At 62.3% G+C, this 18,750-nt stretch carries 16 protein-coding genes; 5 read left to right on the top strand and 11 right to left on the bottom strand.

Annotated features, from left to right (window positions below):
• Positions 1 to 17 precede the first annotated feature (17 nt).
• A complete protein-coding gene (locus tag ACTJJ6_RS00080; RefSeq protein WP_151254863.1) occupies positions 18 to 3,017 on the bottom strand; it encodes a DUF4214 domain-containing protein in 3,000 nt (999 codons plus the stop codon).
• 210 nt (positions 3,018 to 3,227) lie between these two features.
• Positions 3,228 to 4,193, bottom strand: coding sequence for a 23S rRNA (adenine(1618)-N(6))-methyltransferase RlmF (gene rlmF, locus ACTJJ6_RS00075; protein ID WP_170913119.1), 966 nt, complete (start codon positions 4,191 to 4,193; stop codon positions 3,228 to 3,230).
• A 118-nt stretch (positions 4,194 to 4,311) separates the two neighbouring features.
• Between rlmF and ACTJJ6_RS00070 the strand changes: the two genes are divergently transcribed.
• Positions 4,312 to 4,941, top strand: coding sequence for a flavin reductase family protein (locus ACTJJ6_RS00070; RefSeq protein WP_033640932.1), 630 nt, complete (start codon positions 4,312 to 4,314; stop codon positions 4,939 to 4,941).
• A 169-nt stretch (positions 4,942 to 5,110) separates the two neighbouring features.
• A complete protein-coding gene (gene bhsA, locus ACTJJ6_RS00065; RefSeq protein ID WP_016928525.1) occupies positions 5,111 to 5,371 on the top strand; it encodes a multiple stress resistance protein BhsA in 261 nt (86 codons plus the stop codon).
• A 68-nt stretch (positions 5,372 to 5,439) separates the two neighbouring features.
• Here the strand turns inward: bhsA and ACTJJ6_RS00060 are convergent, their stop codons facing one another.
• Positions 5,440 to 5,856 carry a putative T6SS immunity periplasmic lipoprotein gene (locus tag ACTJJ6_RS00060; protein WP_016928526.1) on the bottom strand — a complete coding sequence of 139 codons (417 nt, stop codon included), beginning with the start codon at positions 5,854 to 5,856 and terminating at the stop codon, positions 5,440 to 5,442.
• Positions 5,857 to 6,131: 275 nt separating this feature from the next.
• On the opposite strand from ACTJJ6_RS00060, the gene ACTJJ6_RS00055 reads away from it, so the two are divergent.
• A complete protein-coding gene (locus ACTJJ6_RS00055; protein ID WP_004939270.1) occupies positions 6,132 to 6,767 on the top strand; it encodes a carbonic anhydrase in 636 nt (211 codons plus the stop codon).
• Between the two features lie 63 nt (positions 6,768 to 6,830).
• Here ACTJJ6_RS00055 and ACTJJ6_RS00050 read toward each other — a convergent pair whose 3' ends face one another.
• The 4 genes from ACTJJ6_RS00050 to ACTJJ6_RS00035 are packed head-to-tail and all read right to left on the bottom strand — an operon-like array spanning position 6,831 to position 11,843.
• Positions 6,831 to 8,687, bottom strand: a complete 1,857-nt coding sequence (locus ACTJJ6_RS00050) for a M3 family metallopeptidase (protein ID WP_151254862.1) — start codon at positions 8,685 to 8,687, stop codon at positions 6,831 to 6,833.
• 46 nt (positions 8,688 to 8,733) lie between these two features.
• Entirely contained in the window at positions 8,734 to 9,693 is a 960-nt protein-coding gene (gene ybiB / locus ACTJJ6_RS00045) for a DNA-binding protein YbiB (protein ID WP_440801619.1), read from the bottom strand.
• A 38-nt stretch (positions 9,694 to 9,731) separates the two neighbouring features.
• Positions 9,732 to 10,361 (bottom strand): FMN-binding negative transcriptional regulator, encoded by a 630-nt coding sequence (locus ACTJJ6_RS00040; RefSeq protein WP_016928529.1) that lies wholly within the window; start codon positions 10,359 to 10,361, stop codon positions 9,732 to 9,734.
• A 57-nt stretch (positions 10,362 to 10,418) separates the two neighbouring features.
• A complete protein-coding gene (locus ACTJJ6_RS00035; protein WP_151254861.1) occupies positions 10,419 to 11,843 on the bottom strand; it encodes an MFS transporter in 1,425 nt (474 codons plus the stop codon).
• 99 nt (positions 11,844 to 11,942) lie between these two features.
• On the opposite strand from ACTJJ6_RS00035, the gene ACTJJ6_RS00030 reads away from it, so the two are divergent.
• Positions 11,943 to 12,782, top strand: a complete 840-nt coding sequence (locus ACTJJ6_RS00030) for a helix-turn-helix transcriptional regulator (protein ID WP_049299516.1) — start codon at positions 11,943 to 11,945, stop codon at positions 12,780 to 12,782.
• On the opposite strand, the gene ACTJJ6_RS00025 is transcribed toward ACTJJ6_RS00030, so the two are convergent.
• The 4 genes from ACTJJ6_RS00025 to prpB all read right to left on the bottom strand — a co-directional run bounded on the left by ACTJJ6_RS00025 (position 12,779) and on the right by prpB (position 17,077).
• Positions 12,779 to 13,408: a LysE family translocator gene (locus ACTJJ6_RS00025; protein ID WP_193842658.1), complete on the bottom strand. Its 630-nt coding sequence runs from the start codon at positions 13,406 to 13,408 to the stop codon at positions 12,779 to 12,781. The two genes, ACTJJ6_RS00030 and ACTJJ6_RS00025, sit on opposite strands and share 4 nt — an antisense overlap.
• Positions 13,409 to 13,487: 79 nt before the next feature.
• Positions 13,488 to 14,939 carry a bifunctional 2-methylcitrate dehydratase/aconitate hydratase gene (locus ACTJJ6_RS00020; protein WP_049299532.1) on the bottom strand — a complete coding sequence of 484 codons (1,452 nt, stop codon included), beginning with the start codon at positions 14,937 to 14,939 and terminating at the stop codon, positions 13,488 to 13,490.
• Between the two features lie 50 nt (positions 14,940 to 14,989).
• Complete coding sequence (gene prpC, locus ACTJJ6_RS00015) at positions 14,990 to 16,153, bottom strand: bifunctional 2-methylcitrate synthase/citrate synthase (protein ID WP_016928534.1); 1,164 nt, start codon at positions 16,151 to 16,153, stop codon at positions 14,990 to 14,992.
• A gap of 33 nt (positions 16,154 to 16,186) precedes the next feature.
• Positions 16,187 to 17,077: a methylisocitrate lyase gene (gene prpB / locus ACTJJ6_RS00010; protein ID WP_016928535.1), complete on the bottom strand. Its 891-nt coding sequence runs from the start codon at positions 17,075 to 17,077 to the stop codon at positions 16,187 to 16,189.
• Between the two features lie 244 nt (positions 17,078 to 17,321).
• Here prpB and prpR point away from each other — a divergent pair.
• A partial coding sequence (gene prpR / locus ACTJJ6_RS00005; protein WP_440827386.1) for a propionate catabolism operon regulatory protein PrpR occupies positions 17,322 to 18,750 on the top strand: 1,429 nt, incomplete at its 3' end.

Genomic DNA, 18,750 nt, shown 5'->3' with positions numbered 1-18,750 from the left:
AGCTAACACATCGCCTCTTACGCGACCAGCGGCTCCGGCTCAGTCACCGTGCCGTTGAGCATGATTTCCGGCACATAACGCAGTTCATTGAGCAAACTTTGATGGTCCTGCCCCAAGAGCAGGATGACGCTGTCCGCCGCATCCAGACGGTGGTCATCATTGTTATCGACAATGAGGTAACTGCTGTTTTGCTCGCCGAGAACGCTGCTGACCCCGACCTTGGCGCTCAGCGCGCCAGGCTGACCGAGATCGAGCAACGCGGCCAACAGCTGGCTGGCGCTGCCGCCCTGCTCGGCCGTCAGGGCGCTGATTCTCGCCTCCATGCCTTGCGCATCGCTGACCCCATAATCCGCCAGCTTAGCGCCGGCGCCATGGGCAATCCGCAGGCCCGAAAGCACATCGTCGATGCTGCCCTGCGTCAGCGAAAAGTCTTTTAACGTCACGCCTGACGCCGCCGTGCTGCTCTGCAGCGTAACGTGGCTTTTCCCTGCGCCGGCGACGATCGTCGTGTCTCCCTGCACGTTAAATTGATCGCTGCCTCCTCCGCCTTTGACCAACAGCTGTTCGCCCTGTAGTCCAAGATCTTCCAGCAGCGGCGCCAATTTGGCCTGCGCGCCACCACTTAACGGCAGCAAGTCCAACATTTGAATGATCGTGCCGTCACCGCTGCCACCATGAGAGGACGTCAGGGTGAACCCATTACCGGCGAAGGCCGAAGCGTCAACCTGGCGGACCTGAGTGTACCCCTCCGTTAGCGTCAGGTTGAAATTCGCGCCGCCGGACAACGTAATGTCTTGCACCTGATCATTTTGCCCCGTCAGCGTCAAGGCGCCATTTCCCCAGCCGCCGGTGTTAATGGCAACCAATGTCAATGGATTTTCATCGCCATGCGAGTCAAGCGCCAACGAGCCGGCATTACCGCGCCCGGAGAACAACAGATCGAAACGATCGGTGGCATTCTCAAGGAAGGCTATCTCCAGCCGGCTGTCCGCATGATCGCCGATACCGCTGATTTCAAGGCGCGCCGCATCGGCATTGGCGTTGATCACCTTGACGTTATCCGCCCGGCCGGACAACAACAATCCCTCACGGCCAAGCGCCTGCGCCGCCCGGCTCTGCACGACCGTCCCACCGTCCGTTCCCTCTACGGTGGCGTTGCCGCTCAGCACCCCGTAGTCAAACACATGAGCACTCGTCGCCAGCGCTTTCGTGCTGTAACCGTTCCAACCGATTTGCGTCAGCGTAGCTTCCGCCTGGCCGATGTAACCCGCCATATCTATCTGTTCGAAATGACTGAAGTTGGCGGCATTGCTGCTCACCGTACTGATGCGCACGCCAAAGAGATCGAGCGTCGAGGTCATTTTGACGATCAGGTTGGCGGACAAAATATCGTGCCCGTCACCGCCATCGGCGCTGAATATCCACCCCACATGATTGGCGCCGCCATCGGCATTGCCTCCCCATAGCAGGCTGTCATTGCCGTTGTTCAGATAAAAGTGCCCTTGGGCGGCGGCGAGATCGGCCTGCGAAGTGAGCTGCACCCGATCGTCGCCATAGGTGCCATGCACTGTCACATTGGCATTGTTTACCGTTATGTCCACCCCATACCGAGCCGCAGGGTTATTGTGCAGCCAGATATCCGCCGCAGCGTCGCCATTGACGATCAGGTAAGAAAGCTGCGAGGCATAGCTCAGGTCAACCGTGACGTCCGCGTCAGCATCCAGGAACACCCTGAAAAGCACGGCGGTTTCTGCATTGCTCAGCGTATGATGAGCATGCGTATTCACCGTACCCGACGCGTTGCCGCCGCCCTCGCTGGTGGCGAGAGACGCGGTCGTTTTATACGCCAGGCTGGCGCCGACATCGCGCGCGAACATCCACTGTTCATACTGAACATCACCTGTCGGCGGCGCATTGATCAGATCGGCGATCACCGCCTGCGTGACCAGGGCCTTGTCGCCGCCCAACGTCCGGTAGTGGTCCAACTGCTGTTCATTCGCCGCCCGGCCATGCACCGCCTGATAGACGTGCTGAATAAAGTCGTCCCCCTGTAAACCACCGATCTGCGCCTGAAATTCCGGCGTCGCCAGAAGGGCCGTGACCAATTCGGCATAGCTCAAGGTGCCGGAGGCCAGCGTCTTGCTCCAATTGTCCAGCGAGACGCTGTCCACCGCCCGCTCGGGCAATGCACGGAACAGCGCCGCTATCTGCTCCAGATACTCGGTCGCCGGCAGTTCGCCCGGCGAATATTCCTGGCCCGCCGCATTGAAATGCTGTTGAGCCGCCGCATCTTCCGGCGCCACCACCCCGCGCAACTGCGCGATCATATCCACCAGCAGATCGCCGCGCGTCGCGCCTTCCGCCAGCCGTTGCTGGTAAGCGGCCAGTTCAGTTGCCGTCGGTGGCCGTTCGAATCCCTGAGCGAACAGATGCAAAATGAAGTCATGATCGGAAAGATCGTTAAGCGGCAGGGTGGCAATCTTGCTCTGCGCCAACGCAGCCAGATCGCCCCCCTGATTGAGCAGCTTGCCGTCATGCGCAATTTCATCGGTCTGCCAGGGCGCTCGCAGCAGATAAAACATCGCCTGCGCGTCGCCGCTTCCGCCGGCGGCATCGGCGGCCGTGCCGGGATACAAACCTTCTGCAATGCGCTGATCGAGCGCATCACGCTGCGCCAGCATCACCGGATCGTCCCCCAGATAGTTAAAGAGGTCGATGACGACGCTGGCGACAGCGCTGTTGAAATGCCCCTGTTGCAGTAAGGCATTGATGTAATCCGGATCGGGAGCGCTATTGTAAACGGAGAAATAAACCTGGCTGAGAATGTCGTATTCGCTTTGGCCGCTCATCCAACCAGCATCGGGTTGGCTCATTAGAATACTGGCCATATAGGCGGGCGGCTGGCTGCCGATATCAAATGCGCTGTCGTAGTAATCGATTTCCGCCGCCGTCGGCAAACGCCCGAAAATGCCGATGATTAAGGCGCCGATCTCTTGTTGCGTAGCTAAAGGAATCATAATAAATCCCGTCAGTGTAATGGACTAAGTTCGCGGCATGGCTGCGCCGCGGCCTGTCTCCTACCTCGCGAAGAGAGACATTGCACACTGCCTGGAGGGGTTTTTATAGGTATGACTACAGTTAAGAAATGCTGATGCGATAAGTCAATAAAACGGGGAAAACCGATCCTCGGTATGGGACTTTGCTCCCATACCGAGGCACCTGAAGGCTTAACGCCAGCGTTCGGCTGCCCAGGCGGCCTGTTGCTCGGCGTCGTGGAAGGTCCAGGCGACGAAGCGGCTGATCTTCTGCCCTTGCGCCATCTCGATGGTGCGCACCTCGGCCGCGCCCGCCACCTTCAGCGCATGATAAATGGCCGGCAACGTGGTGTTTTTCGAGATGAGCGAGGTGAACCACAGGCAGTTGTTGGCCTTGCCGACGCTCTCCTCCACCATCTTGCGCACAAAGGCTTCTTCGCCGCCTTCGCACCACAGCTCATTGTTCTTGCCGCCGAAGTTTTGCACCGGCTTGGCGGCCACTTCTCCTTTGCCCAGTTTATGCAGCTTGCGGCGGGTGCTGGCGCGCGCTTCCTGCTCGGACGCATGGAACGGCGGGTTGCACAGGGTGGCGTCGAATTTCTCGGCCGCGCCGATAATGCCGTTAAAAATCAGCTCAGGCTGTTTTTGCAGCCGCAGGCGCACGCTGTTGCGCAGCGTCGGGTTCATCTCGACGATCATCTTGGCCGAGTTGAGCGACACCGGATCGATTTCGGAGCCGGTGAAACGCCAACCGTATTCGCGCAGGCCGACGATCGGGTAAATGCAGTTGGCGCCGACGCCGACGTCGAGGATCGCCACGCCCTTGCCGCGCGGGATCTCGCCGCCGTTGCTGGTCGCCAGCAGATCCGCCAGGTGATGCAGATAGTCGGCGCGGCCGGGGATCGGCGGGCACAGATAATCAGCCGGAATATCCCAGTGTTCGATGCCGTAAAAGTGTTGCAGCAACGCACGGTTGAGCATTTTCACCGCCGCCGGATCGGCGAAGTCCACCGAGACATCGCCCCAGGCGTTCGGTTTTACGAACGGCGCCAGCGCCGGGCAGCTGGCGATCAGCGCCGGGAAGTCGTAGCGCGAACGATGACGGTTGCGCGGATGCAAGCCGCTTTTCTGCTGCGGGAAGGTTTTCTTTTTTTCCACCGTGACGGGCTCTCTTGAAGGGATTTCCGGCGCGTAAGATAACACATCCGGCCCGCAATGGCGCAGCGGCGGGAAACCCGGCACAATGAAAGCTTCATCGATTGCCGCAGGACGCCCCATGAACCGTGAATCTCGTTATTATTATGAACCCGCCGCCGGCCACGGCCTGCCGCACGATCCGCTGAACGCCATCGTCGGCCCGCGCCCCATCGGCTGGATCTCTTCCCGCAGCGCCGCCGGCTTGCGTAATCTGGCGCCCTACAGCTTTTTCAACTGCTTCAACTATCGCCCGCCCATCATCGGTTTCGCCAGCACCGGCTGGAAAGACAGCGTGGCGAATATCGTGGAAACCGGTGAGTTCGTTTGGAACCTGGCGACACGCCCGCTGGCGGAAGCGATGAACCACAGTTCCATCCCCCTGCCGCGCGGCGAGGATGAATTCGCCTTCGCCGGCGTCACGCCGCTGCCCGGGCGCCGGGTCAAAGCCGAGCGCGTGGCCGAAAGCCCGGTGAACTTCGAATGCCGGCTGACCCAGTGCATTCAGCTGCAAACCGCCGCCGGGGAACAGGTGGAGACCTGGCTGATATTGGGCGAAGTGGTGGCGGTGCACCTCGATCCGGCGCTGCTGGACGAACACGGCGTCTACCAGACCGCCGCTGCCGAACCTATCCTGCGCGCCGGCGGCCCAACCGCCTACTACGGCATTTCCGAACAGCACCGTTTCGATCTGGCGCGCCCGACGCGCTGATCGTCTCCCCCTGTTTATGCAGAAGATGAACGGGGGGAATTAATAATCAAAAAATCTGAACAAAATTGTCAACACTCTCCGATTTCATCCCGACTGTCACTGCGCAATAATCTTCCCATCGAAAGGCAAACCCCTTTCTCCCTAATTCACTTTGACAGGAATGACGAACATGAAAACCATCAAAACTTTTGCTGCCGCTATCGCCCTGGCCACCGCTTCTTTCAGCACTTTTGCCGCTGAACACGTCAGCGCCCAGGATGCCGCCCAATTCGAAAAAGCCGGCGTGATCGTCGCCAGCGGCGCAACCGACCTGAGCAGCCTGAAGTCTCAGCTGGCCGCCAAAGCCGATGCTGCAGGCGCCAAGGCTTTCACCATCACCTCTACCAGCGGCAATAACCTGATGCACGCGACCGCGGTTATCTACAAATAATCGCCGCCCCAGACGTCAAAAAGCCCGCCGGATATCACCCCGGCGGGCTTTTTTGATGTTCGCGTACGTCAGCGCTGAATGGGTACGACAGCGAGTTTTTTGCCGTCCGCTTTATCAGCAACCACTGTAAATTCAGCCCAATATTTGCGCGGCGCCTCATTTGACGCATTGCCGACCGTCGCAATCTCAACCGAATAGCTATGCCCAATCTGGAACCCGCCGAAAGCCTCCGTCAGGCATTCGCCTGGCATCACCGCTATCGGTTGCTGACCTGGCGCAACCGAAGTGGACCATTCCGCCTTCCCGCCGGCCCCCGGTTGATAAATTCCGATGCCCACCAGCTCGCGTTTTCCGGCAATATCGTCCGGCACGCTAACGCATACGCGATTATTTTTAATGCTGACGTTTGCCGGATAGAACCAGGGATGCTCCTGCACACAGCCGCTCAGTAATACCAGCGCCAATAAAAAAGTCAGTTTCTTCATTTCATTGCCTTAGGGTTACGCGGCTCTTGGATGAACAACCGTAACACGGTTTCATAGCGAGTTTTAAATAGATACGACAGCTATTTGCCTATCGTCCGCTTCGTCAGCCCCCGCGCGCCAACGAGCCGGAAAACTCTGTCGCAAACAGGCAGAAACCCTGTATTCAATGGGGTTTGCGGGGGGCTTGCACACACATTTTTTTACCTGCCTATGGCTGGACTAACGGAAGAGGATGATTATCATGTTACGCAGACTACAGATGCAGAGAGCGTTGTATGCAACATATCATTGAAGGTTTCCTCAGTTTCCAGAAAGAGATTTTCCCACAGCGTAAGGAACTGTTTCGCAGCCTTGCCTCCAGCCAAAATCCTAAAGCGCTTTTCATCTCCTGTTCTGACAGCCGTCTGGTTCCCGAGCTGGTGACGCAGCAAGAACCTGGGCAACTGTTCGTTATCCGCAACGCCGGCAACATCGTTCCTTCCTTTGGCCCGGAGCCGGGTGGGGTTTCTGCGACCATCGAGTACGCAGTGGTGGCATTGGGTGTTACTGATATCGTGATTTGTGGCCACTCGAACTGTGGCGCCATGAAGGCTATCGCGTCCTGCCAGTGCCTCGACCCCATGCCTGCGGTAGCTCACTGGCTGCACTATGCGGATGCGGCAAAAGCGGTGGTCGAGAAGAAAACCTGGAATAGCGAAACAGACAAAGTTAACGCTATGGTGGAAGAGAACGTTATTGCTCAGCTAAATAATATCAAAACCCATCCTTCTGTGGCGGTGGGTCTGCGCAACAGCGGGCTACGCCTGCACGGCTGGGTGTACGACATCGAAAGCGGCGAAATTCGCACGCTGGATAGAAACACCAAGAGCTTCGTGTCTCTGGCCGATAATCCCGACGTCTATTTCGAATAAAATAACGCCTGGTTTTAACCATTAAATAAAATCCACGCTTCCGCGTGGATTTTATTGTCAGCCTTAAACCAAACGCGCCTCTATCGCCGCGGCGAAGTCGCGGCACATCCGCTCGTCACCCTCGGCGTTGTCCGCCAATACCGTCTCGCCATCCACTACCCGGATGTGCGCCTGCAAATCGAAATCTGCCGGCGGCTGCGGGCGCTTGGCCGCGGCGGCCATCGTCTGCTGCGCCTCATGCCACGCCTGCGCCACCGTCTGGTTGCAGGCCTGCGCCAGATAGTCCGGATTAAACCCTTCGCCGGTCAGGCTGCGCAGCGTGTCGTCATGGCTGACGCTGTTGCCCGGCAACCAGTAGTGTTGCGCCAGATCCGGGCCAATGGCCGGGTTGTCCGTCAGATAACCGTCGCGCTGCAGGAAGAAGTGGCGGGTTTGTTCCACCGCCATCATCGCCAGCAGGTAGCCCTGATAAGAACAGGCGGACTCCAGCGACAGCAGATGCGGGATCGCCAGCGTCGGGCGCGGGCTGCCGCTGATGCCGAGGATCTTCTGCTCAACCTCGCGCGCCAGCGCGGTGATGGCTTCCGGCGTGCGCTGCCCGTCATCCCACTGATACAGCGCCCACTCGAAGTACGGCACCAGCAGGATATGGCGTTCGTTGAACGCGCGCATCGGCTGGCGCGCCGCGATGCCGGCTTCGATCAGCGCATCGGGCACCGCCTCACCGGCGGCGTTTTTCGCATAGCGTTTCAGCCAATCGGCGTCGTCCAGCAGGCTGTCGCAGAACATCGACTGGGTTTCGGCATAGGCCATCGAAGTCGGCGGGAACTCCTGCGAGAAGCACGGCGCATTCTGGCGAATGTTGGCGAAATGCGCCGCATGACCGCCTTCGTGGAACAGCGTGTTAAGCCCGTAAGCCCCGCTGCCCACCTGCCCCGGCTGCGCCAGACTGGTGAAGTTGATGCGCGCCGGCACCCATTCCCCCTGGCGTACAAACGGCGGCACCGGGCCGTGCATGAAGCCGTTCTCATACTTGCCTTTGCGCACCAGCAGATCGAGGTTCATCTCCGCGCCGCCAAAACCGATGTGCAGGCGTTTGAAGCTGTCGACCCAGCGTTCCAGCGAACGGGAAAACGGGAAATAAGGATCCAGTTGGCGGGTGACGTCGCCGGCGCTGGCGAAGCGGACGTTCCATGGCTCCAGCGCCTGGCTGCCCTTCTCGGCCGCCAGCTGTTGCAGACTGCGCGCGTTGGCCTCGCGGGTTTCCCGCTCGAAGCGATCCAGAATGGCGAACAGCTGCTCCGGCGTCATGCGCTCGGTCTTGTTCACCTTGTAGTCGAAATAGTTGCGATAGCCCATTTGGCGCGCAAAGCGGTTGCGCAGGCCGATCAGCTCCGGCAGGCCGTTATGCAGCAGCCATTGCTCCAGATCGCGCAGCGCCTGCTGCGAGCTGCGGCGGTAGTCTTCGTTCGGGTTGGTCGCCTGGTTGGTCAACAGCTCGCCGAGCGAAGCCGCCACGCGCCGGCCATCGGCGTTCAGATGGGTGACCTGATAGCTCTTGCGGCGCGAGTAGAGATCGGATTCGGCGTGGATGATCTGATCCAACAGCGCCTGCGCCTGCGGGTCTTCAATGGCGTTGCAGTCGAAAAAGCGCAGCCAACCTTGCAGACCGTGGATCAGCGCATCGCGCTGCGCCTCCTGCGGCAACGCTTCCAATCCGGCCAGCAGATTGCGGATCTCGGCCAGCCGGCGCGGTTCGGCGATAAAGCGCTTATAGGCGCTTTCCGCGGCGGAAAAGCGCGCCGAGACGTCTTCGCCGCCGGTGCCCATGTAGTTTTGCCAGAACAGCTCTTCTTTGGCGCGGTGTACGTCGAGGTAATCCTGGTTCAATTGATTGAAGTAATCGAGAGCCTGTTGCATAACCGTCCTTCTCAGCCGATGAGGAAATATCCCAGTATAGTCGCGCTCAGGCCTGATGCAGGCGTTTCAGCCCCTGCTCCAGCGTCTCGCTCTCGCCGGCGGCCACCAGGCAACAGGCGACCTGCCGCTGGATGGCCTGCGGGATCGCCACCTCGCCCGCCAGGCAGCGCTCGGTCCAGCGCGCGGTGGTTGCCGCGTCTTTCGCCGCCGGCAACGCCGGCGTTTCATCCTGCAAGGTGCGCTCCAGCAATATGCGCTGTTCGCCGCCGACGATATGGTGAATCTGCGGGCAGCGCAGCGGATTGGCGTAGGCTTCGCCTTCGGTGCCGTGCATCAACAACCCGCGGGCGCCGATCTGACGGAAAAACGACGCCACTCGGCCGACATACTCCGGGTGTGAGACGCTGGCGAGACGCAGCGCATCCTGTTCGCCGAACGGCGTCGCCAGCTTGGCCAACGTATGGGCGCTGTTGCGCACCCCCATGCGCCAACGCAGCCCGAGCTGCCGCGCCAGCGGCGCCGACAGCGCGGAAACCGGCATGAATACCGCCTCGCCGTTATCGAGACGCTGTTGGGCGTGAGCGGCCTGTTCCGACCACGTCAGCCCAAGCGCGCGGAAAATCTCGGCGCTGGTCACGCGGGTGCTGTCGTCCAGCACGCCGTGCACCACCACCGGCAGGCCCACTTTCGCGAGCAGCAGCGCCAGCAGCGGCGTCAGATTGGCCTGCTTGCGCGCGCCGTTATAGCTCGGCAGCACCACCGGCAATGGCCGCCCCTGCGGCGCCTGCAGCGGCAAGACCTGCTGCTGCATCGCCTGATAGAACCCCAGCATCTCCTCTTCGGCTTCGCCCTTGATGCGCAGCGCGATCAGAATGCCGCCCAACTCCAGCTCGGGGACCTCCCCGGCCAGCATCGCCTGATACAGCTCAAAGGCGGTCTGTCGATCCAGATCGCGCGCATGGTTTTTGCCGCGGCCTATTTCTTTGATAATTTTGGTGTAATCCATCCGAAGGTTCCCTCAGCTCACTCTTCGGTTAGCATACCCTATCCGCGCCGCCGCTCAACCTCCGCCGCCAGCCGCCGCTGCGCTTCATCGCCATCGCGCAGCCCGGCGATCACCCCGCCGGCATCGTCGGCGCTGCGGTTTTGGCTCATTTTCCATTTGCCTTCGCGCCGGGTGACGGCGATCTCGATACCGACGATGCCTTTAAGCTGTGCGGCGATGTAGTTGGCCGGCGCATCCTCGATCCGCCAGGGTTCAGGACGCCGCCCTTCCTGCTGCGCGGTGAAATCGATCAGTTGGCGGCGCAGCCAGGCCGGGTCGTCCGTCACCGTCGGCACGCCATGCAGCTGCACCACGCTGTAGTTCCAGGTCGGCACCACCTTGCCGGTCTGGCGCTTGCTCGGGTACCAGCCGGGCGACACATAGCCCTCCTGGCCCTGAAAAATTACCAGACATTCCGCCGCCTGTTGCAACCGTCGCCAGTGCTCGTTGGCGCGCGACAGGTGCGCCCGCAGCCGGATCTGCCCCTGTTCGACATCGGCCAGAAACGGCAGCGGATCGGCCGTCAATCCCTGCTCGCCGTGGCTGACCAACAGCCCCAGCGGGTGGGCGCGCACCAACGCCAGTTGGGCATCCAGATCGTCTTCGCGAAATGCGGCGGGTTGAAACATCAGTGTGGCTCCTTATCGCTCTCTCATGATGTCGACAGTAAAGCACCCGCCGGCGGCCTACTTAAGATCCGCTTTCTGAGTATTTCGAGTGATCCGGTTTAACAAGATCAGGGCGACGCCCATCGCCACCAAATTACAGAGCATCGCGCCGGCAAAGGCCTGCGCATAGCGTTCCGCCACGCCGCCGCTCGCCAACAGCGGCACAAAACCGACGCCGCTGACCACGATGCCCAGCGCGCCCCCCACCTGCTGCACGGTGGCCACCAGACCCGCCGCCATGCCCGCCTGCCGCTCCGGCGCCAAACCGAGCACCAGATTCAGCAGCGGCGTCATGCTCAGCGCCTGGCCGAATCCCAGCACGACCAACCCCGGCAGCAGCCGCAGCGGATGCGCCAGCGCCCCGCCCCACAGCGCCTGCGCCATCAATAGCGCCAACCCGGCGGCGTAAATCGCCACGCCCGCGCTCAGCACGCCGTTGCCCCAACGCAACGTCAGCCGGGGCGCCAGCATCGAGGCCAGCATAAAGGCCGCGCTGGCCGGGGCGAACAGGCTGCCCGCCTGAAAAGGCGTCAGCCCCGCCCCCGCCTGCAGCAGCAGCGCGAAGCACAAGAAAAACGAGGAAGCGGTGGCATAAATCGCCAGCACCACCGCCATGCCCGGCGCGAAGCCCGCCTGGCGGAACAGCGCCGGATCGAGCACCGCATCATCACCGCGCTGCGCCAGGCGGCGCTCCCAACGCAGGAAGCCCCACAGCGTCAGCAACGCCAATGCCAACATCGGCGCGATCCACCACGGCCAACCGCGCGCCGGGCCTTCCAGCAACGGCAGCAGCAACAGCGACAGGCCGGCCGCCGCCAGCCACAGGCCAACGCCGTCCAGCCGCTGCGCCTGCGCCACTCGCGATTCGGGAATGCGCCGCGCCGCCCACAGCGCCAGCGCGCCGATCGGCAAATTGATCAAAAAGATCATGCGCCAGCCGCTGCCGAACAGGTTGGCCTCGATGATAAATCCGCCGAGGATCTGGCCGAAGATTGCCGCCAACCCCAGCGTCATGCCCAGCCAGGCGAAGGCGCGCCGCCGCTGTTGCGGCGCGTACAGCACCCGCATCAAGGCGTAAATTTGCGGGAACAACAGCGCCGCCGCCGCCCCCTGCAGGATACGCGCGGCGATCAGCAGGCTGAGCGATCCCGCCAGCCCGCACAACAGGGAGCTCAGCGTGAAACCCAGCATACCGAGGCTGAACAGACGCCGACGCCCGAAGCGATCGCCCAGACGCCCACCGGCGATCAACAGCACCCCAAACGCCAGTTCATAACCGGCGACGATCAAACCGATACCGGCGAAATCGGCGGCGAACTGTTGCTGGATCACCGGCGCCGCCACGTTGACCACAAACAGATCGAACACCGTGACGAAGCCGCCTAACAGCAGCACCGGCAGACCGGGCAATCCCCGCCGTTCAACAGATAATGAATGTTCCATACCACCTCCAGAGATTATGATGGCCGCAGTATGGAATAGAGTTTAAACTGTTACTATATAGCCATTTATACTATTACTGACAGCAACAGGACGGCCGACATGCCCCCACGCACCCTCGAACGCACCCGCCACGAACTGGGGGATTTTCTGCGGCAAAAGCGAGAACAACTGTCGCCAGAGTCAGTCGGCTTGCCGAGCGGCAGCCGCCGCCGCACGCCGGGCTTGCGGCGCGAGGAGGTGGCGGCGCTGGCCGGCGTCGGCCTCACCTGGTACACCTGGCTGGAGCAAGGCAGGGAAATCAATGCGTCGGTGACGTTTTTGGAAAATCTGGCGCGGGTGCTGCAGCTCGATGCCGCCGGCCGCTACCACCTGTTTTTATTGGCGCATCAGCGCCCGCCGGTGCCGGTCGGCCATCAGTGGTGCCAGGTTTCGCCGTTGGTGCGGCGCCTGCTGGACGACCTGACGCTGCGGCCGGCCTACGTCATGAACCTCAGTTGGGACATCATCGCCTGGAATCCGGCGGCACAGCGGCTGTTCGCCATCGGCGAGCGCCCGGCGCAAGAGCGCAACATGTTGTGGATGCTGTTTGCCGATCCGCAGCTCAATGCGCGCCTGCTGGAGTGGCGGGCGCAGGCGCCGCAAATCCTGGCCAGCTTCCGCCGCGACTACGCCCGTGCGCCGGAGGATGAGGTGATGCGCCAACGGGTACAGGCGCTGGAGCAGGTATCGCCGCAGTTCCGCCAGCTCTGGCGGCAGCATGATATTCACGGACGTTGCCAGGGGCGGCGCAGCTTCACCCTCCCGGAGATCGGCCCGGTCACCTTTGACCACGCCTCTTTCATCGTCGACGAAGAGAACCACCTGCGGCTGGTGATGTACAGCGCGCTGCCGGACGAACCGGCCAGCGCGGCGTTTGAAGCGCTGCTGCGCGAAGATTAACGACGGCTGTCGAAAATGAGTTTGCAGGCCAGCCCGGCGAACACGCCGCTCAGCAGATAGTTCGGCCAACGGGCGCTGAAGCGGCGGCCGGCGAAACGGCTTTTCATGCCGCTGACCGCCAGGATCACCCCGCCGTTAATCAGCAAGCCGACCAGATTCAGCACCGTCGCCAGCGCCAGCATCTGCACCACCACCGAGCCGGCGCGCGGATCGATAAACTGCGGGAACAGCGCCAACACGAACAGCGCCATCTTCGGGTTGAGGATGTTGGTGAACAATCCCTGACGGAAAATGCGCGCGGTCGGCACCGCCTGCAACCCGGCGGAAGCCTGCAGACTGCTGCCGGATCGCAGCGTTTTCCACGCCAGATAGAGCAGATAGGCCGCGCCCAACATTCTCACCGCGTCGTAAGCCAGCGGCACCGCGACGAACAATTGCGACAGCCCCAGCGCCGCCGCCAGCGCGTGGCAGTAAGTGCCGAGCTGAATGCCCGCCAGCGAAGCGAAACCGGCGCGCCGCCCCTGGCTGACGCTGCGCGAAGCGATCAGCAGCATATCCGGGCCGGGGGTCAGCGCCAGCGCCACGCAGGCGCCGGAAAACAACAACAACGTTGCGGCATCAACCATGAATCACCTGATAAGAAGACAGACGGAAATGGAGCGTCCATCATAGCGACGCCGACGTGGCTTGTCAGCGCCGCTCGCGTCAGATCACCCACAAATCGAGATACTCGTTGACCGGCATCTGCGCCAGCCGCTGCCGGTCCAGCGACACCTCGAGAATGCGCTGCTGCTGCAGGGCCGGGAACTGGCGCGCCAGGTTGGTTTTGAACTTCTCGATCAGCAGCGGGATACCCGCTTCACGCCGCCGCGCATGGCCGATAGGGTACTCCACCACCACCTCATCCAGACGGCTGCCGTCGGCGAACTCCACCGTCAGCGCATTGGCGATCGAGCGTTTTTCCGGATCGTGATAATCGCGCGTGAAGGCGGGATCTTCATGGCAGAGGATCTTGCCGCGCAATGCGTCGATGCGCGGATCCTCGGCCACCCGATCCTCGTAATCGGCCGCCGTCAGCCGCCCGAACAGCAGCGGGATCGCCACCATATACTGAATGCAGTGATCGCGATCCGCCGGGTTATCCAGCGGCCCTTGCTTGTCGATAATGCGCAGGCAGGCCTCATGGGTGCGGATGCTCACCCTGGCGATATCGGCGGCGGTTTTGCCGGCGGCCTGCATCTGGCGGTGCAGCGTCATGGCCGCCTCCACGGCGGTCTGGGCATGGAACTCCGCCGGGAACGAAATTTTAAACAGCACGTTCTCCATCACGTACGCGCCGTACGGCCGCTGGAAGCGGAAAGGTTCGCCGTTGAACGAGACGTCGTAGAACCCCCAGGTCGGCGCCGTCAGCGCCGAGGGATAGCCCATCTCGCCGGTGGCGGCCATCAGCGCCAGCCGCACCGCGCGCGCGGTCGCATCCCCCGCCGCCCAGGATTTGCGGGTGCCGGCGTTCGGCGCGTGGCGGTAGGTGCGCAGCGACTGCCCATCCACCCACGCCAGCGACACCGCGTTCAGGATCGCCTCGCGGCTCAGGCCGAGCAGCTGTGCCACCACCGCGGTGGACGCCACCTTCACCAGCAGCACGTGATCCAACCCCACCCGGTTGAAGGCGTTTTCCAGCGCCAGGCAGCCCTGGATCTCATGCGCCTTGATCATGGCGATCAGCACCTGCCGCATGGTCAGCGGCGCTTTGCCCGCCGCCACCGCCTGGCGCGAGAGCCAATCGGCCACCGCCAGGATCCCGCCCAGGTTGTCCGACGGGTGGCCCCACTCCGCCGCCAGCCAGGTGTCGTTGAAGTCGAGCCAGCGGATCATGGCGCCGATATTGAACGCCGCCTGCACCGGATCCAGCTGGAAGCGGGTGCCCGGCACCCGGCTGCCGTTCAGCACCTCGGCGCCCGGCACCACCGGCCCCATCAGTTTCTTGCAGGCGGGGTAGCTCAGCGCCTCCAGCCCGCAGCCGAGGGTATCGAGCAGGCAATAGTGAGCGGTGCGGTACGCCGCCGGGGTATCGACGGCCTCTTTCATTACATAATCGACGATATCGACCATTTCGCGATCGAACGGCGGACGGCCGGTGTTGGCAGACTCAAGCATCATGATTCCCAAAGGCTCCATAGTGAAAACGACACGATAACGATCGGCGCTCAGCGCTGATCCAGCGGCACGAACGCCCGCGCTTCCGGCCCGGTATAGTTGGCGGAGGGGCGAATGATTTTGTTGTCCTGCCGTTGCTCGATGATGTGCGCCGACCAGCCGCTCACCCGCGCCATGACGAACAGCGGCGTGAACATTTCGGTGGGCACCCCCAGCTGGTGGTAAGACACCGCCGAGAACCAGTCGAGGTTGGGGAACATGTTTTTGGTGTCGCGCATCACGCTTTCCAGCCGGTCGGCGATGTCATACAGCTTCATCGCGCCCGCGTCCTGCGACAGGCGCAGCGCGATCTCTTTGATCACCTGATGGCGCGGATCGGAGACGGTGTACACCGGGTGCCCGAAGCCGATCACCACCTCTTTGTTATCGATGCGGCGGCGAATGTCGGCTTCCGCTTCGTCCGGCGTTTCATAGCGTTGCTGGATCTCCAGCGACACCTCGTTGGCGCCGCCGTGCTTTGGCCCGCGCAGCGCGCCAATGGCGCCGACGATCGCCGAATAGACGTCGGATCCGGTGCCGGCGATCACCCGGCCGGCGAAGGTCGAGGCGTTGAACTCATGCTCGGCGTACAGGATCAGCGACGCATGCATGGCCTGTTCCCAGCTGGCAGAAGGCGCTGCACCGTGCAGCAGGTGCAGGAAGTGGCCGCCGATGGAATCGTCGTCGGTCTCAGGCTGAATGCGCTCGCCGTTGTGGCTGTAGTGATACCAATAGAGCAGCATCGATCCCAACGACGCCAGCAGCCGATCGGCGATGTCGCGCGCGCCGGCCGCGCCGTGCTGCTCTTTTTCCGGCAGCGTGCAGCCGAGGGCCGAAACGCCGGTGCGCATCACGTCCATCGGGTGAGACGCCGCCGGCAGCGCCTCCAGCACCGTGCGCACGCTGGCGGGCAGGCCGCGCAGCGCTTTGAGACGGTGTTTATAGGCCTGCAGCTCGTCGCGGTTGGGCAACTTGCCGTGGATCAGCAGATGGGCGACCTCTTCAAACTCGCAGTGGCGCGCGAGATCGAGAATGTCGTAACCGCGGTAGTGCAGATCGTTGCCGCTGCGCCCTACGGAACACAGCGCGGTATTCCCGGCGGGCACGCCGGATAACGCCACGGATTTTTTCGGCTTAACGCCAGTCGGGCTTTGCGGGGGGATCGCTTGGCTCATACTGTCCTCATTTGGCTTCTGCGTGAATGGCGCTTATTCGTCGCGCTGGCGAGCGAACAAAGCGTCGAGTTTCTCTTCGAACAAATAGTAGTTGATGCTTTCGTACAGCTCGTTGCGGGTCTGCATGGTGTCGATGACGCTTTTCTGCGTGCCCTCCTCGCGCAGGGCGCGGTACACCCGCTCCGCCGCCCGGTTCATCGCCCGAAAGGCCGACAGCGGATACAGCGCCATATCCACCCGAGCGCTGCGCAGCTCGTCGGTGGTGAACAGCGGCGTCGCGCCGAATTCAGTGATGTTGGCGAGGATCGGCACCTGCGTCGCTTCGGCGAAACGGCGGTACATGCCCAGTTCGGTGATCGCTTCCGGGAACAGCATGTCGGCCCCGGCCGCCACGTAAGCCTGAGCGCGCTCGATGGCCGCCTCCAGCCCCTCCACCGCCAGCGCGTCAGTGCGCGCCATGATCACGAAGTCCGGATCGCTGCGCGCATCCACCGCCGCCTTGATGCGATCCACCATCTCTTCGGTGGAAACGATGGCCTTATTGGGCCGATGGCCGCAGCGCTTGGCGCCAACCTGATCTTCGATATGCAGCGCCGCCGCCCCGGCCTTGCTCACCGAGCGCACCGTGCGGGCGACGTTGAACGCCGATGCGCCGAAACCGCTGTCGACATCCACCAGCAGCGGCAGTGGGCAGACGTCGGTGATGCGGCGAATATCGGTCAACACATCGTCCAGCGTTGAAATGCCCAGGTCCGGCAGCCCCAGCGAACCGGCCGCCACGCCGCCGCCGGAAAGATAGATGGCCTGGAACCCCGCCCGCTGGGCCAGCAGGGCATGGTTGGCGTTGATCGCGCCGGCGATTTGCAGGGGTTTCTCTTTACTCAGGGCCTGACGAAAGGCGAGCCCGGGTGAGCGCAGCGTCATGACGTTCTCTCCGATTAGCTAGATGGAACAGACAGAGCAAGGGGCGGGCCAGGTTGCACTTTGGCGAGGAAAAAATTAAAAGCGATAAAAATAAATGAGTTATAAAATTCGCGTCGCCATTGGGCAGACCAAGCGATAAAAAACGTTTCAGTTAACGTTTCAATCGCGGTTTCAATCGGCATATTTGAAACATGACTGAAACAAGGCTACACCTAATGCAGCCACTTTCATTCGGTAACCCACCATGAGCGATCACATCACGCCGTCCCGCGCGCCAGACAAACCGGTGATCTGGACCGTCTCCATCACCCGCCTGTTCGATCTGTTCCGGGATATCAGCCTCGAGTTCGACCATCTGGCGGTCATCACCCCGATCCGCCTCGGCTTTGAGGAGGCGGTGCAGCATATCCGCGCTCGCCTGGCGACCGAGCCTTGCGACGCCATCATCGCCGCCGGCTCCAACGGCGCCTACCTGAAAAGCCGCCTGTCGGTGCCGGTCATTTTGGTCAAACCCGGCGGCTTCGATCTGCTGCAGGCGCTGAGCAAGGCGCGCAGAACCGCCGATCGGATCGGCGTCATCACCTACAAAACGCCCCTGCCCGCGCTGCTGGAGTTCCAGCAAACCTTCGATCTGCCGCTGGAGCAGCGCAGCTACGTCACCGAAGAGGACGCGCGCGGCCAGATCGCCGAGCTGAAAGCCGCCGGCATTCAGGCGGTGGTCGGCGCCGGCCTCATCAGCGATCTGGCGGAAGAGGCCGGGCTCACCGCCATTTTTCTCTATTCCGCCGCCACCCTGCGCGCCGCCTTCAGCGACGCGCTGGACGTGACGCGCCTGATGCTGGGCGGCGCCAAACGCGGCGGCGACTACGCCGCACGCAATACCCTGCAGCCGCGCTATGGGCTGAGCGATTTACAGGGCGATTCCCCGCAGATGGAACAGACGCGACGCACCATCATGCTGTACGCCCGATCGCCGGCGGCGGTGTTGATCGAAGGCGAAACCGGCACCGGCAAAGAGCTGGCGGCGCAGGCGATCCACCGCGAATACTTTTCCCGGCGCGGCGCGACGCCGCCGTTCGTCGCCATCAACTGCGGCGCCATCGCCGAATCGCTGCTGGAGGCGGAACTGTTTGGCTATGAGGAAGGCGCCTTTACCGGCTCACGGCGCGGCGGCCGACGCGGGCTGTTGGAAACCGCCAACGGCGGCACCCTGTTTCTGGATGAGATCGGCGAAATGCCGCTGCACCTGCAAACCCGGCTGCTGCGGGCGCTGGAAGAAAAAACCATCACCCGGGTGGGCGGGCAACAGCCGGTAAAGGTCGATTTTCGCGTTATCAGCGCCACCCACACCCGCCTGGAGCAGGCGATTCAACAGGGCGATTTTCGCGCCGATCTGTTCTACCGCCTGAGCGCCCTGCGGCTGCAGCTGCCGCCGTTGCGGGCGCGCGGCGACGATATTGCGATGCTGGCGGAACACTTTCTGAAACAGTCGCTGGCGGCGCTCGACGTGCCGCTGACGGAGCCGCTGCGCGCCGCCCTGCCCGGCTGTTACGCCGCGCTCAGTCATTACGCCTGGCCCGGCAACCTGCGCGAGCTCGGGCGGGTGCTTCAGGCGTTAGTGAGGATATTGGAACAGGCGCGGCAGCATGGGCAAATCCAATTTGTCCATGCGC

Origin of the sequence: Serratia sp. 22278 (assembly GCF_052045405.1) — a bacterium.
GTDB lineage: Bacteria > Pseudomonadota > Gammaproteobacteria > Enterobacterales > Enterobacteriaceae > Serratia > Serratia marcescens.
Note: the sequence above shows the minus strand (reverse complement) of the source record. Positions and strands in the feature narration are given on the sequence as shown.